The 14,292-nt window shown below is 74.5% G+C and carries 12 protein-coding genes; 3 read left to right on the forward strand and 9 right to left on the reverse strand.

Going from position 1 to position 14,292, the window contains the following annotated elements; genetic code table 11:
- Positions 1-152 precede the first annotated feature (152 nt).
- Positions 153-1,421, forward strand: coding sequence for an AI-2E family transporter (locus ACGFIZ_RS18990; RefSeq protein ID WP_393420895.1), 1,269 nt, complete (start codon positions 153-155; stop codon positions 1,419-1,421).
- Positions 1,422-1,448: 27 nt separating this feature from the next.
- Here ACGFIZ_RS18990 and ACGFIZ_RS18995 read toward each other — a convergent pair whose 3' ends face one another.
- Complete coding sequence (locus ACGFIZ_RS18995) at positions 1,449-2,132, reverse strand: dienelactone hydrolase family protein (RefSeq protein ID WP_393420897.1); 684 nt, start codon at positions 2,130-2,132, stop codon at positions 1,449-1,451.
- A 396-nt stretch (positions 2,133-2,528) separates the two neighbouring features.
- On the opposite strand from ACGFIZ_RS18995, the gene ACGFIZ_RS19000 reads away from it, so the two are divergent.
- Both ACGFIZ_RS19000 and ACGFIZ_RS19005 read left to right on the forward strand, forming a co-directional pair.
- Complete coding sequence (locus tag ACGFIZ_RS19000; RefSeq protein ID WP_393420899.1) at positions 2,529-2,876, forward strand: thioredoxin family protein; 348 nt, start codon at positions 2,529-2,531, stop codon at positions 2,874-2,876.
- Between the two features lie 106 nt (positions 2,877-2,982).
- Positions 2,983-3,165, forward strand: a complete 183-nt coding sequence (locus tag ACGFIZ_RS19005; RefSeq protein ID WP_347667198.1) for a hypothetical protein — start codon at positions 2,983-2,985, stop codon at positions 3,163-3,165.
- Positions 3,166-3,316: 151 nt separating this feature from the next.
- Here the strand turns inward: ACGFIZ_RS19005 and ACGFIZ_RS19010 are convergent, their stop codons facing one another.
- The 8 genes from ACGFIZ_RS19010 to ACGFIZ_RS19045 all read right to left on the reverse strand — a co-directional run bounded on the left by ACGFIZ_RS19010 (position 3,317) and on the right by ACGFIZ_RS19045 (position 14,254).
- A complete protein-coding gene (locus tag ACGFIZ_RS19010) occupies positions 3,317-5,689 on the reverse strand; it encodes a glycoside hydrolase family 65 protein (RefSeq protein ID WP_393420901.1) in 2,373 nt (790 codons plus the stop codon).
- Positions 5,686-6,438, reverse strand: a complete 753-nt coding sequence (locus ACGFIZ_RS19015; protein ID WP_393420903.1) for a beta-phosphoglucomutase family hydrolase — start codon at positions 6,436-6,438, stop codon at positions 5,686-5,688. The genes ACGFIZ_RS19010 and ACGFIZ_RS19015 overlap by 4 nt, the downstream gene beginning before the upstream one ends.
- Before the next feature lie 64 nt (positions 6,439-6,502).
- A complete protein-coding gene (locus ACGFIZ_RS19020) occupies positions 6,503-6,970 on the reverse strand; it encodes a DUF4442 domain-containing protein (protein ID WP_347667195.1) in 468 nt (155 codons plus the stop codon).
- A gap of 71 nt (positions 6,971-7,041) precedes the next feature.
- A complete protein-coding gene (locus ACGFIZ_RS19025) occupies positions 7,042-8,400 on the reverse strand; it encodes an ABC transporter ATP-binding protein (RefSeq protein ID WP_393420905.1) in 1,359 nt (452 codons plus the stop codon).
- 87 nt (positions 8,401-8,487) lie between these two features.
- Entirely contained in the window at positions 8,488-10,677 is a 2,190-nt protein-coding gene (locus tag ACGFIZ_RS19030; protein WP_393420907.1) for a CDP-glycerol glycerophosphotransferase family protein, read from the reverse strand.
- Between the two features lie 15 nt (positions 10,678-10,692).
- A complete protein-coding gene (locus ACGFIZ_RS19035; protein ID WP_393420909.1) occupies positions 10,693-12,684 on the reverse strand; it encodes a DUF5941 domain-containing protein in 1,992 nt (663 codons plus the stop codon).
- Entirely contained in the window at positions 12,681-13,427 is a 747-nt protein-coding gene (locus tag ACGFIZ_RS19040) for an ABC transporter ATP-binding protein (RefSeq protein WP_393420911.1), read from the reverse strand. The genes ACGFIZ_RS19035 and ACGFIZ_RS19040 overlap by 4 nt, the downstream gene beginning before the upstream one ends.
- Positions 13,427-14,254 carry an ABC transporter permease gene (locus tag ACGFIZ_RS19045; RefSeq protein WP_393420913.1) on the reverse strand — a complete coding sequence of 276 codons (828 nt, stop codon included), beginning with the start codon at positions 14,252-14,254 and terminating at the stop codon, positions 13,427-13,429. The genes ACGFIZ_RS19040 and ACGFIZ_RS19045 overlap by 1 nt, the downstream gene beginning before the upstream one ends.
- Positions 14,255-14,292 lie beyond the last annotated feature (38 nt).

Raw genomic sequence — 14,292 nt, forward strand, 5'->3', positions numbered from 1 at the left:
TACCGGGCTGCCCCTCCGGTTGCGAACCGGGCCGCTCCGAGGCGCTTCCGGCGAACTCGTCCGCCGTCCCCCGCGCGGACGAGGGCGCCGCCGGCGGGGGTGTCGGAGAGCCGCCGACCGGGTACGGACGTGGCGGATCGAGGAGGGCCGAAATGGTCGAGGACGGTGCCGGGCGGACGCCCGAGACGACGCCGGGCGGGGAGAGCACCCCGGCACGCCCGACACCGGACGGGACGCCCGCCGCGGAGGGCGGCCCGGCACCCCCGACGCCCGACGGGACGCCCGGCGCGGAGGGCGGCCCGGCACCCCCGACGCCCGAGGGGACGCCCGGGCAGAACCGACCCGGCCGCCGGGCGGCGGCCGGGCCCCGGCAGACGTGGCCGGCGCTGCCCTGGCTGGTCCGCTCGGCGGTGGTGTGGAGCGCCTGCCTGGTGGTGGTCGTCGCCGGGCTCTACCTGCTCGGAAAGATCGCCGCGCTGCTGGCCCCGCTGGCCGTCGCCCTGGCCGCGGCCCTGTTCCTCACCGCGCTGCTCGACCCGGCGCTGCTCCTGCTGCGCCGGCTGCGGCTGCCGCCGGCGCCGGCCGCCCTGCTCACCGTGCTGTTGCTGCTCGGCGTCCTCGTCGGGGTCGGTGTGCTGGTGTGGAACCTGACGGCCAGCCAGTTCGGGGAGCTGAGCGGGGAACTCGGCCAGGGGCTCGAACGCGCCCGGGACTTCGTCACGTCGACGCTTCCGGTCAGCGACGAGCAGTTGGACCAGTTGGTCCGGCAGGCCCGCCAGGCGTTCGGCGGAAGCGACCCGGTCGGCGGGGTCCGGACGGCCGCCGAGGTGGCCGGCTTCGCCCTGTTCGCCCTGGTGCTGCTGTTCTTCCTGCTCAAGGACGGCCGGTCGATGTGGCGGTGGACGCTGCGCCGGATGACCGGGCCGAACCGGCAGGTCGTCGCCGAGGCCGGGCGGGTGGGCTGGCGAACGCTCGGCGCGTACAGCCGGGGCACGATGATCATCGCGGCGATCGACGCCATCGGCATCGGCGTGTCCCTGGCGCTGCTCCGGGTGCCGCTCGCGCTGCCGCTGGCCCTGATCACCTTCCTCGGCGGGTTCGTGCCGATCATCGGCGCCACCCTGGCCGGGGCGGTGGCCGTCCTGGTGGCGCTGGCCGCCAAGGGGCCGGGGGTGGCGCTGCTCACCCTGGCCGCAGTGATCGCGGTGCAGCAGATCGAGGGGAACCTGCTGGAGCCGCTGGTGATGAAGCGCCAGGTGCGGCTGCACCCCGCGGTGATCCTGATCGCGGTGACCGCCGGCACGCTGATCGCCGGCATCGCCGGGGCGTTCGTCGCGGTGCCGATCACCGCGGTGGCGTACCGGGTGGTCGACACCGTGCAGCGGCACCGGCGGGCCGCCGTCGAGGAGTCGCCCGGGTGACCGGCGCGGCGGGCCCGGGACGGCGGGTCAGCCCGACGGGCGCAGGTGGGTCGCGAACCAGTCGGCCGCGGCGTCGGCGACCTGTTCCAGGGTGCCCGGCTCCTCGAACAGGTGGGTCGCGCCGGGCACGATCCGCAGCTCGCCCACCGAGCCCAGCTCGACCATGGCCTGCTCGTTGAGGGTGATCACCTGCTCGTCCAGGCCGCCGACCAGCAGCAGCGTCGGGGCGTGCACCCGGGACAGGGCCTCGCCCGCCAGGTCCGGGCGTCCGCCGCGGGACACCACCGCGCTCACCCGCTCGGGGCGGGCCGCCGCCGCGACCAGGGCCGCCGCCGCCCCCGTGCTGGCCCCGAACAGGCCCGCCGGCAGCCGGCCCAGGGTCGGCTCGTCGGCCATCCAGTCCACGATCGCGGCCAGCCGGTCAGCGAGCATCCCGATGTCGAACCGCAGCTCGGCGGTCCGGACGTCGACCCGCTCCTCCTCGGGGGTGAGCAGGTCGACCAGCACGGTGGCCAGCGCCCGCCGGTGCAGCACGCGGGCGACGGCGACGTTGCGCGGGCTGTGCCGCGAACTGCCGCTGCCGTGCGCGAAGAGGACCACCCCCGTCGCCTCGTCCGGGACGTGCACGTCGGCCGGCAGCCGCGCGCCCCCCGCCGGAATCGTCATCTCGCCGCCGCGGGTCGTCGTACCCGCCCGTCCGCGCGTCGCCATCCCGCCCCCTCTCCTCCGGTCCCTGCCCGCATACCCGCCCCGGCGGCCGGGATTCGCCGGTTGCGTTGACACCGGCGGCCGGGATTCGGCCGTCGCGTCGACACCGGCGGCCCGGACTCGCCCGTTGCGTTGACACCGGCGGCAAGGTTTAGCGTGGCGGTCGGGGACGGGCGAAGGAGGTCCCATGTTGATCGGTGAGCTGGCCGAACGCGCCGGAACCAGCACCCGGACGCTGCGCTACCGGAATGCGGGCCAGCGCTCCGTCCCTTCAGGGCGGGGGTGAAGGCCCGCGCTGGGAGGGCTCGCCGAGGTGGACGCCTACCTCGACCGGCTCGGCGCGGTGCGGCGCCAACTGCACGACCAGCTCGGCCAGGCCATCGCGCACCGGGAGGAAACATGCTTCAGGAATCGGGCGCCCGCCCGCTGACCGCCGTCGCCGACGCCACGTTCGCCGAGGCGGTGCTGGCCGCCGACCGGCCCGTGGTGGTCGACTTCTGGGCCGAGTGGTGCCCGCCCTGCGGGCCGGTGTCGCGCAGCCTGGCCGAGCTGGCCGACGAGTTCGGCGACCGGCTGAGCGTGGTCACGGTCGACACGGACGCGAACCCGGCGACCACCCGGGCGTACGGGGTGATGTCGCTGCCGACCCTGCTGGTGTTCTCCGGCGGCGAGGTGGTTGGCTCGATCGTCGGCGCCCGGCCGAAGAACCACCTGCGGCTGAGCTTCGCCCGCCACCTCGAACCCTGAGCGCGGCGGGCGGGCGCGCCGCCCGTTTGCGGGCGGGCCGATCGGGAAGGCCCGGGGTGACCGCAGCACCGGCGCAGGCGCGCCCCGACGGATCGCGAGGATCGTCATGGGTCGACAGCAGGACGACAGGTCCAGGCAGCAGACCGCCGAGCGGGAGCGGCGGGCACAGGAGGACGAGCGCGGCCGGGACTGGGCGGACGAGGCGGCGCAGGCCCGCACCGGCGACGATCCGCGCGCGATGGCGCCGCGCGACGCGGCCGGGCGCCCCTCCAACGGCCCGCAGTTCTGACCGCTCCGCCTCGGGTGGGCGCCCGACGCCCGCCCGAGGCGGCGGCGCCCAAGCCACCCGAGGCTGCGGCGCCCAAGCCACCCGAGGCTGCGGCGCCCAAGCCACCCGAGGCTGCGGCGGGACGGCAGCGCCACGGCACCCGGGACGGGGCTCAGCTACCCTCCTCGGGCAGGTGCAGCAGCGGGGCGCGGCCGGGCGGTTGCTCCGGCTCCGGGCCGGGCGGCCCGGCCGGCGGCACCGGCACGGTGACCGGCTCGGCGAAGGTCACCCGCACCTTCTCGCCGTGGTGCCGCAGTTCCAGCATGTCGCCCTCGTGGCCGTGCCGCAGCGCGTACGTCGTCTGGTGCGGCCGGACGTCGACGCGCAGTCGTTTCCCCCGCCACTGCAACGAGAACTCCAGCCGGCTGAGCCGGCTCGGCAGCCGGGGCGCGAACGTCAGCAGCCCCTCGTGGTCGCGCAGCCCGCCGAAGCCGGCGACCAGGGCGATCCACGCCCCGGCCAGCGAGGCCATGTGCACGCCGTCGCGGGTGTTCTCGTTGAGGTCGTGCAGGTCCATCAGCGCGGCCTCGCGCAGGTACCGGTGCGCCAACTCCAGGTAGCCGACCTCGGCGGCGATCACGGCCTGGGTGCACGCCGACAGCGACGAGTCGCGCACCGTGCGCCGCTCGTAGTAGAGGAAGTTGCGCCGCTTCTCCTCCTCCGTGAACGCGTCCCCCCGCCAGTGCATGGCCAGCACCAGATCGGCCTGCTTGACCACCTGCTTGCGGTACAGGTCGAAGTACGGGTAGTGCAGCAGCAGCGGGTACTTCTCGGCCGGGGTCTGCGGGAACTCCCACTCCTGCAGCCGGGTGAAGCCCTCCACCTGCTCGTGCACGCCGATCTCGTCGTCGTACGGCACGTTCATGGCGTGCGCCGCGTCCCGCCAGGCGGCCGCCTCCTCCTCGGTCACCCCGAGGTCGAACGCCTCGTCGCGGTGGCGCATCGTGCACTCCGCCGCGGTCAACAGGTTCCGCTGCGCCATCAGGTTGGTGTAGATGTTGTCGTTCTTCACCGCCGTGTACTCGTCCGGCCCGGTCACCCCGTCGACGTGGAACCGGCCGATGCGGTCGTGGTGCCCCAGCGAGCGCCACAGCCGGGCCGTCTCGACGAACAGCTCCAGGCCGATGTCCCGCTCCAGCTGGTCGTCCCCGGTGACCTGCACGTAGCGGCGCAGGGCGTCGGCCACGTCGGCGGCGATGTGGAACGCGGCCGTCCCCGCCGGCCAGTACGCCGACGACTCCGGCCCCTCGATGGTCCGCCACGGGAAGGCCGCCCCCCGCAGGTTCAGCGTGCGGGCCCGCTCGCGCGCCTGCGCGAGCGTCGAGTGCCGCCAGTGCAGGGCGTCGCGCACCGCCGAGGGCTGGGTGTAGGTGAGCACGGGCAGCACGAACATCTCGGTGTCCCAGAACGCGTGCCCGTCGTACCCGGGGCCCGTCAGGCCCTTGGCGGCGATCGGCCGGCGCTCGGCCCGGGCGCCCGCCTGGAGCACGTGGAACAGCCCGAACCGGACCGCCTGCTGCACCTCCGGGTCGCCCTCGACCCGCACGTCGGCGGCGTCCCAGAACTCGTCGAGGTACTCGCGCTGCTCCCGGCGCAGCCCGTCCCAGCCGTCCAGCCGGGCCGCGGCGACGGCCGCGCCCACCTGGTCGCGCAGCGCCGGCAGCGACCGTTTGCTCGACCAGCCGTACGTCAGATACTTGACCACCCGCAGCGCCTGGCCCGGCGCGAGCACGCACCCGACGGTGGTACGCACCCAGTCCTCGTGCCCCTCGGTCTCAAGGGTGGTGTGCTCCGGGCCGTACACGTCGTGGTCCATCGCGGCGGCGACCCGCAGCCCGCTGACCTTGGTCCGGTGGATGAGCAGCCCGCCGTCGTCGGTGGTCAGCTGCTCCTCGGACTGCAACGGCGACTCCAGGACGGCCGCCACCCGGGGGTCGCGGCTCTGCGCCGGCAGCGACTCGTTCGCCACCAGCTCCGACTGCAGGATCAACCGCAGCGGCCCGTCGACGGCCTCGACCTCGTAGTTGATCGCGGCCAGCGCCCGCTGGGTGAACGACACCAGCCGGATGCTGCGGATCTTCACCTCCCGGCCGGCCGGGGAGCGCCAGTGCACCTTCCGGTGCAGGGTGCCGGCCCGCAGGTCGAGGATCCGCTCGTGGGAGAGCAGTTCGCCGTACCGGACGTCGAGCGGCTCGTCGTCGACCAGCAGCCGGATCAGCTTGCCGTTGGTGACGTTGACGATGGTCTGGCCCGACTCGGGAAAGCCGAAGCCCGCCTCCGCGTACGGCAGCGGCCGCAGCTCGTAGAAGGAGTTCAGGTAGGTGCCGGGCAGGCCGTGCGGCTCGCCCTCGTCCAGGTTGCCGCGCAGGCCGATGTGCCCGTTGGACAGCGCGAACACCGACTCGGACTGGGCCAGCACGTCCAGGTCGAGGCGGGTCTCCCGGACGTGCCAGGGCTCCACCGGATAGGCGCGCTCGCGGATCATGCCGGCGCCTTCCCGTCCATCAGCTCGGCGAGGTCGGTCACCACGACGTCCGCGCCGTGCGTCCGCAGCTCGTCGGCCTGGCCCACCCGGTCGACGCCGATCACGTGGCCGAACCCGCCCGCCCGGCCGGCGGCCACCCCGGCCTGTGCGTCCTCGAAGACGGCGGCCTGCGCGGGCTCGACGCCCAGCAGCCTCGCCCCGGCCAGGAAGGTGTCCGGGTGCGGCTTGCCGCGCAGCCCCTCGGCGCGGGCCACCAGCCCGTCCACCCGGGCCTCCAGCAGCGGCTCCAGCCCGGCCGCCGCGACCACCTCCCGGCAGTTGGCGCTCGCCGACACCACCGCGCGGCGCAGCCCCGCCTCGGCCGCCACCCGCAGGTACGCCACCGAGCCGGGGTAGACCTCGACCCCGTCGGAGCGGATGCGCCGCAGCAGGACGGCGTTCTTCCGGTTGCCGACCCCGTGGACGGTGTCCGCGTCCGGCGGGTCGTTCGGCGAGCCCTCGGGGAGGGTGATCCCCCGGGAGGCGAGGAAGGAGCGCACCCCGTCGGCCCGGGGCCTGCCGTCGACGTACCGGTTGTAGTCGGCCCCCGGGTCGTACGGCCGGAACGGCTCCCCCGTCTCGGCCGCGCGCCGCCGGAGGAACGCGTCGAACGTCTCGGCCCACGCGGCGTTGTGCACCCGGGCGGTCTGCGTCAGCACACCGTCCAGGTCGAAGAGACAGGCGGTCACGTGAGCAGGCAGGCCCAGCACGGTACGAATCTATCCACCGGCCGGACCCGGCAAACCTGTTTCGGCTCGCCCGGAGGCGACGGGCTCAGCGGTTGGGGCGCAGCGTCCAGACCACGGTCATCGCCCCCGTCGGCGTGCCGTCCTCGGTGGCGATCTCGACCTCGACCGGGAACTCGGGCCGCTGGCCGGCCTCCAGCTCGGCGATCACCTCGGGCGCCGGCCGGCCGAGGCGCGCGGTGGCCCGCACCGGCCCCATCGCCAGCTTCCGGTACGCGATGTCCGCCCGTACCGCCAGCGGCACGGCCCGGTCGAGCACCTGCCCGAACGCGGCCATCACCACCGTCCCGGAGGCCGTCTCGCCGAGGGTGAACATCGCCCCGGCGTGCGGGCCGCCGACGTGGTTGTGCACGGCCGGCGAGTCGGGCAGCCGGACCACGGCCCGCACCCCGCCCTCGGCCTCCGGGGCCACCTCGACGAACTCGAAGCCGAGCGTACGGGCGAAGGGCACGGCCTCCAGCATGCCGGCCGCGACCTGGCGGGAGTCGATCGTCATGCCCGCACGCTACTCCCCGGTAACTTCGCGGGCAAGGCCCCCGGGGCCGGGCCGCCGCCCCGCCGCGCGGCTCAGCGCCAGCCCACGTCGATCCGGTCCCCGCGCTCATCGAAGAAGTGCAGGGCGTCCATGCGTACGGAGATGGCCAGCGGGTGGCCCGCGGCGACGGCCGGGTACGGCGCGAGCCGCACCGTCAGCTCCGCCGCGCGGCGGTGGTGCCGGCCCGGGTCGCTGAGCACGCTGGTCCGCCGGTCGTGCGGGGTGGGCTCGGCGGGCGGCTCGCCGACCCGGCCGGTGAGCCGCTGCACGACCTGGCCGAGCCGGCGCCGGCCGCGCTGCTCCGCGGAGCCGGAGTCGGCGGGGCCGCCCATTTCGTCCACCACGACGGCGGTGGCCCCGATGTCGAGGAAGGCCAGCGACTCGTGCCCGTGGTGCTCCAGGTAGCGGATGCGGCCCCGGAGCACGTCGCCCGGCGCGTCCGGGGAGACCGGGGTGAGCGCCTCGGCCCGCATGCCGACCACGATCCGCTCGCCGTGGTAGTGCGCGACCGCGCGGGTGCGGATGTCGTTCCACGGCAGGTAGAGGGCCTGGTCGCCGAGATGAAGCGCGACGTACCGGTCGAGGTGCACGTAGACCGACGCCTCCAGCAGGTTCATCCGGGGGCTCCCGAGGAACGCGGCGACGTAGAGGGTGGCCGGGCGCCCGTACACCTGGGTGGGGGTGCCGACGTCCTGGAGCACGCCCCGGCGCATGATGGCCACCCGGTCGGCCATCGTCAGCGCCTCGGCCTGGTCGTGCGTGACGTAGATGGTGGTGACGCCCAGCTCGCGGGTCAAGCCGGAGATCTCCGCCCGCAGCTCCGCGCGCAGGCCGCTGTCCAGGTTGGACAGCGGCTCGTCCATCAGGAACAGACCCGGCCGTCGGATGATGGCCCGGCCCATGGCGACCCGCTGCCGCTGTCCGCCGGAGAGCTGGCTGGGCTTGCGGGCCAGCACGTCGCCGATGCCCAGCGCGCTGGCCACGCCGGCGACCTGCTCGTCGCGCGGCGCCGGATCGACCCCGGCCAGCCGCAGCGGGAAGGCGATGTTGTCCCCCACCGACATGTGCGGGTAGAGCGCGAAGTCCTGGAAGACCATGGCGATCTTCCGGTCCCGGGGCGGCAGGTCGTTCACCAGCTCGCCACCGAGCAGCACCGCCCCGGAGCTGGGTTCCTCCAGGCCCGCCACCATCCGCAGCACGGTGGACTTCCCGCACCCGGAGGGGCCGAGCAGGACCATGAACTCACCGTCGTTGACGTCCAGGTTGATGGCGTCCACGGCGACAGTGCCGTCCGGAAACACCTTGGTCACATCCTTGAGCGCGACGGTGGTCACCGTCACCTCCCACAGCTCGTCGGCCAGAACCCCAAAAGAGAATGTGACCAGGATCATGCCATTATGCGCATCGGGTGAACGTGCCATGTTCGGCCAATAACAGACCTATTACGGCCCGATCCGGAGGGCCCGACGAGGGCCAGGTCAGGCCGGCTCGCCGAGGAAGACCCGGCGGACCACCCGCTCGGCGGCGTGCCCGTCGTCCAGGGCGCAGAACCTGGCCCGGAACCGCCGCCGGGCGGCCGTCGCGGCGGCGGCGTCGACCGCCCCCGAACGGAACAGGTCGAGCAGGGCGGGGAAGCTGGTCGCCACCGCCCCGGGCGGCTCCGTGAGCAGGTCGAAGTAGACGCCCCGGGCCAGCCGGTACGCCTCCCAGTCCGGCGCGTACACGACGATCGGCCGGTCCAGCACGGCGTAGTCGAACATCGCGGACGAGTAGTCGGTGACCAGCACGTCGGCGGCGAGGTAGAGGTCCTCGATCCGGTCGTGGTCGCTGACGTCCAGCACCCTGCTGCCACCGGCGCTCAGCACCGGCCCGGTGGCCCGGTGACGCCGGTCCCGGTCGTGGAAGTAGTGGCTGCGCACCAGCAGCCGCCCGGCCGGGCCGAGCGAGTCCAGCAGCAACCCGGGGTCGAACGGCGGCCGGTAGCCGGGCAGGTGCTCGCGGTGCGTCGGGGCGTACAGCGCCACCCGGTCGCCGGGGGCGAGGCCGAGCCGGGACCGCGCCTCGCGCACCTCGTCGGGGCCGGCGGTGACCAACCGGTCGTTGCGCGGGTACCCGACCTCCAGGGTGGTGTACGCGGCCGGGTACGCCCGCTCCCACATCTGCGTGGAGAAGGCGTTCGCCGAGACGCTGTAGTCCCAGCGGTCCACCCGCCGCAGCAGGTCGCCGAAGTCCATGCCGACCGCGCCGAGCGGGTACCGCTGCTGGTCCAGCCCCATCACCTTGACCGGGGTGCCGTGGTGGGTCTGCACGTGCACCGAGCCCGGCCGCTTGCGGACGAAGTCCGGGAAGTTGACGTTGTTGACCAGCCACCTCGCCCGAGCCAGCGCCCGGTGGTACTCCCGGCTGCCGGCCACCACGTACTCCACGCCCGACGGCAGCGAGTCCACCCGGTCCCGCCGGACGATCCACACCCCGCGCACATGCGGGGCCAGCCGGCGGGCCGCCTCGTAGATCGCGGCCGGGTTGCAGGCGTAGCCGCGGTACCAGTAGGCGGCGTACACGGCCAGCGTCGGGTCGATCGGCCGGGTCAGTTCGGCCCGGTAGTACTCACGCAGCGCCGCGTCCCGGCCCAGCCGGGCGGCCCGGCGGGCCACCGGCGCCAGCCGGCGGACCTGCCGCCGGGCGGCCTCCCCGGCCTGGTGGGCCGCCCGCAGCGCGCTGAACGTGCGCCACCGGCCGGCGGCGACCAGCCGGTGCCTGAGCCCGTCGACCCCGGGTGGGACGGGAGCGCCGGCGGGCGGCCGCCACCGGGCGTGGTCGGCGGTGATCCGGGCGAAGAACGCGGGCCGCAACTCGGGGGCGATCCGGTCGCCGTTGCCGAGCACCGTGAGGTAATGCCAGATCATCCGCTCGAAGACCGCCGGGCGCAGGTCCTCGATCCCCCACTCGTCCATCAGCCGGAACACCCGGTGCCACTGGGCGAACACCTCGAAGTGCCGGTCCCCGCGCGTCCGGGTGATCGCCCCCGCCCGGCGCTGCCGGTAGTTCAGGCAGACCCGGTCCAGCACCCCGATCCGCTCGGCGGCCATCAGCACGGGGTAGCTGAACGGGACGTCCTCGTACCAGCCGGGCGGGAAGCGCAGGCCCAGGTCCACCAGGAACCGCCGGCGGACCAGCCGGTTCCACGCCGTGTGCAACAGCCGCATCGCCTCCGGCCGCTCACGCAGCCGGAACGTGACCGGCCCCGGCGGGGCCGGGAACACCTCGGCCAGCGCGCTGCCCACGACCCGGTTGTCCCAGTGCACCCGGACGTGGTCGACGAGCAGCACGTCGGGGCGGGTGGCCCGGAGCCGGGCGGCCAGCTCGGGCAGGCAGTCCGGGGCCAGCCAGTCGTCGCCGTCGACGAACCAGACGTACTCGCCGGCGGCCAGGTCCAGCCCGGCGTTGCGGGCCGGACCCAGGCCGACGTTGCGCGGCAGCCGGACGGCGCGGACCCGGTGGTCGCGGTCCGCGTACCCGGCCAGGATGTCGCCGCTGCCGTCCGGCGAGTGGTCGTCGACGCCGATCACCTCGACGTCGTCGAACGGCTGGCCGAGGATCGAGTCGAGGCACTCCCGCAGGTACGCCTGCACCCGGAAGGCCGGTACGACGAAGCTGATCAGCGGCATCGACCGGCCCCTCCGTCAGCCCGGGGAGCGGACACCTCCGACCGCCGGGGCGCCCGCGGCCCGCCGGGAGCGGGCGGGCAGGACGACCCAGGCCAGGACCACACTCCCGACAAAGAGCACGAGCAGGTACGCACCGAGTGTAGCCATGACGATCCCCGCGAAACCGGCGATCGCCGCCACGCCCAGCACCACGGAACGCCCGTCCCAGCCGAGCGTCGCGCCGTGCAGCGGCGGGGCCGCCTGACGCTTCTCCAGCCGCGCCGTCAGGTCGTAGTGGTGCAGGGTGAGCACGAGGACGTACCCGAAGACCAGCCAGGCCGGGACGCCGCCGACCACACCGGCGGCGATCGCGAACAGGTACTCCCCGGCCCGCAGCGCGGCCGGCACCAGCCAGTCCAGCGGCCCGTTGTGCGCCGCCCCGGCCCCGAGGCCGGCGAGCAGCAGCACCAGCAGGGCCACCGGCAGCCACCAGCGCAGTCCGGCCGGGTCGCCGTCGCCGCCCGCCCGCAGCAGGGCCGCGACCAGCAGCGCCGCCGGGCCCAGGGCGGCGACGACCGCCAGGGTCAGCGGGCCCACCGGGCGCAGCGCCGGCAGCCGGGCGGCCAGCGGGCCGTCGTCGCGGTGCAGGGTGGCGTCCACCGTGTCCAGCACCGGCACCCACATCCAGCGGGCCCGCAGGGTACGCAGGGCCCCGGTGTACGCGAACGCGAGCGCCCCCCAGACCAGCACCGCGATCAGGGCGACCCGCGGGCCGAACAGTGCCACGGTCAGCGCGATCAGCGCCCAGCGCTCCCCGATCGGGAACACCACCGTCCGCTTCAGCCAGTACGACAGCGACCCGGTGTCCGCCTGCACCCGGGTCGACGCGGCGTTCAGCCTGTCGCCGATGCCGCCGCCCCCGGCGCCGACGGTCTTCGGCCGCCGGGCCGCCTCGTCGTGCAGCACCCCGTACCAGGTGTCGGTCATGTGCCGGACGGTCTGCAACGTCATCGCGGCGATCGCCAGCGCCCAGCCGTACCGGAACCCGGCGTGGGTCGCCCCGTAGCCGAGGCCCGCGTAGGCCACGTACTCCTTGGCCCGGTCGGCCATGGTGTCCAGCCAGCCGCCCCAGGCGCTGAAGTTCCGCGTGTAGCGGGCCAGCTGCCCGTCCACGCAGTCCAGTACGAAGCCGAGGTAGAGCAGGACCGCGCCGGCGACCAGCGCGGGCCGCCCGCCGCCGACGGCGAACAGCACCGCGGCGGCCACCGCGAAGGCCACCGAGATCATGGTGACCGCCGTCGGGCCGAGCCCGAGCCGGGCCGAGGCCTTCGTGACGTACGGGGACCAGGTGCTGACGAAGAAGGTCGTGAAGAAGTCGTCCTTCTCCTTCACCGACAGCTTCAGCTCGGCCCGGTCCTCGTCCACCCCGCGCAGCGCCGCCTCGGCGGCGGCCAGCCCGGCCGGGTCGGCGACCCGGTGGGCGACGAGCAGGCGTACCCGGTGGGCGAAGGTCAGGGTGCCGAGCGCGGCGAGGCCGGTGAACAGCCGGTCCACGACGGGCCCGGCCGACGGGCCGGCGTCGGCGGCGACGGCCGCGGCCCGGGCGGCGGCGGCGAGCGCCGGCAGGTCGTCCACGCCCACCCGCAGCGCCCCCCCGAACACCCCGGTCGCCCCGTCGAGCCGCCCGGCCGGCCCGGCGTCGACCACCTGGCCGCGCTCCTCGCGCACGGCGGCCTGCCCGGGGGCCGGCGGGTCGGTCAGCACCAGCGCCACCGTCGGCCCGACCGGGCTGGTGGCCAGGTGCCGCAGTACGGCGGTGTGCGCCACCAGGTCCGCCCCCGTGACGATGACCGGCCCGGCGGCGACGTCGACGAGGTCCGCCAACTCCGTCAGGTCGGCGGCCTGCCGCACCTGGGTCGCCCCGGCCCGGCGCCACTGGTCGGCCAGCCGGTCCGCGAGTGTGCGCCCGTCACCCGTCGGCAGGCCCGCGGCCGGGGCACCGGCGGCGAGCACGATCGCGAGCGTCACCGCGGGACCGCGGTGTGGTACGCGTCCAGCGCCTCGGCGATCGTCCCGTCGACGGTCAGCCGCCCGGCGTCGAGGTACAGCCCCCGACGGCAGAACCGGGTCAGATCCTTTTCGTTGTGTGACACCAGCACCAGTGTGCGCCCCTCCCCGAGCAATCGGTCGATCGTCGCATAGCACTTCCGCCGGAACTCCGCGTCCCCGACCGCGGTCACCTCGTCCATGAGCAGGATCGGGTGCGGCAGGTGGGAGATGATGGCGAAGCCCAGCCGGACCTTCATGCCCGACGAGTAGTGCCGCACGGGCGTGTCGATGGCCCGCTCCACCTGCTCGCCGGCGAAGGACACGATCTCGTCGAAGTGTCGCCGCAGGTAGCCCGACGACAGCCCGTGCAGCCCGCCGACGAGGTACAGGTTCTCCCGGCCGGTCAGGTCGTTGGAGAAGCCGGCGGACAACTCCAGCAGCGGGGCCACCCGGCCCCGGACCCGGATCCGCCCCTCGTCGGCGATGAGCACCCCGGCGATCAGCCGCAGCAGGGTGCTCTTGCCGGTGCCGTTGCGGCCGACCACACCGACGGTCTCGCCGGCCGCGACCTGGAACGAGACGTCCCGCAGCGGCCAGAACTGGCCGGACGAGGCGGACCGGCCGCCGCGGTGGATGAAGAACTCCCGCAGCCGCAGCTGCCGGCGGCGGTTGCGGACGAACCGGATGCCGAGGCCCTCCGCCTCGATGATCGGCTCCGCCATCACAGTTCCTTCAGCACGGCTGGTTCGAGCCGGCGGAACGCCCACCAGCCGGCGACCAGCACCAGCAGGCTCACGGCGATCGTGGTGGCCAGCAGCCGGGCGCCCGGGAACTGGTCCGGGTACCAGATCGCGTGGTGCAGCTGGAAGATGCCGACCAGCGGGTTCAGCTCGTACGCGACCTTCACCCAGCCCGGCGCCGCCGACTCCCGCACGAGGCTGAGCGGGTAGATGATCGGGGTGGCGTAGAAGAGCAGGCGGATCACCAGCCGCATGAACCGCTCGATGTCGCGCATCAGCACGTTCGCCGCCGACAGCAGCAGCGCGAGCCCGACCAGCAGCATCCCCTGCACGGCGACGGCGAGCGGCAGGGCCAGCAGCGACCAACCGGGGTGGATCCTCCCCTGCGCGGCGTACACCGCGGCGATGGCGGCCAGGATCGGCAGGCCGGCGGCGTACTCGGCGAACCGGCCGGCGATCCGGCCGATCGGGAAGACCTGGCGCGGGACGTTCATCGTGGTGATCAGCCGGGCCTGGCCGGTGAGCGCGTTCGTCGCCTCGCTCAGCGCGGAGCTGGTCCACATCCAGGCGAAGATGCCGGTGATCAGGTACAGCGGGTACGACCCGGCGGCCTGCCCGAGGTGGCGGCTGGTGTCACCGGAGTAGAGCACCCCGAAGACGAAGAAGTAGATCGCGCCCATGCCGAGCGGCTCGATCAGCGACCAGAGGTACCCGAGCAGCGACTGCTGGTACTTCACCGCGAGGTCGCGCCTGACGAGGATGCGCAGCGAGTTGCGGTGCGACCACAACGCCCCGACGCCAGACGTCACCGTCGCCTCCTCGCTGGACGCGCAACAGGTTAACAGCC

This window comes from Micromonospora sp. NPDC048830, from assembly GCF_043198215.1.
Taxonomy (GTDB): Bacteria; Actinomycetota; Actinomycetes; order Mycobacteriales; family Micromonosporaceae; genus Micromonospora.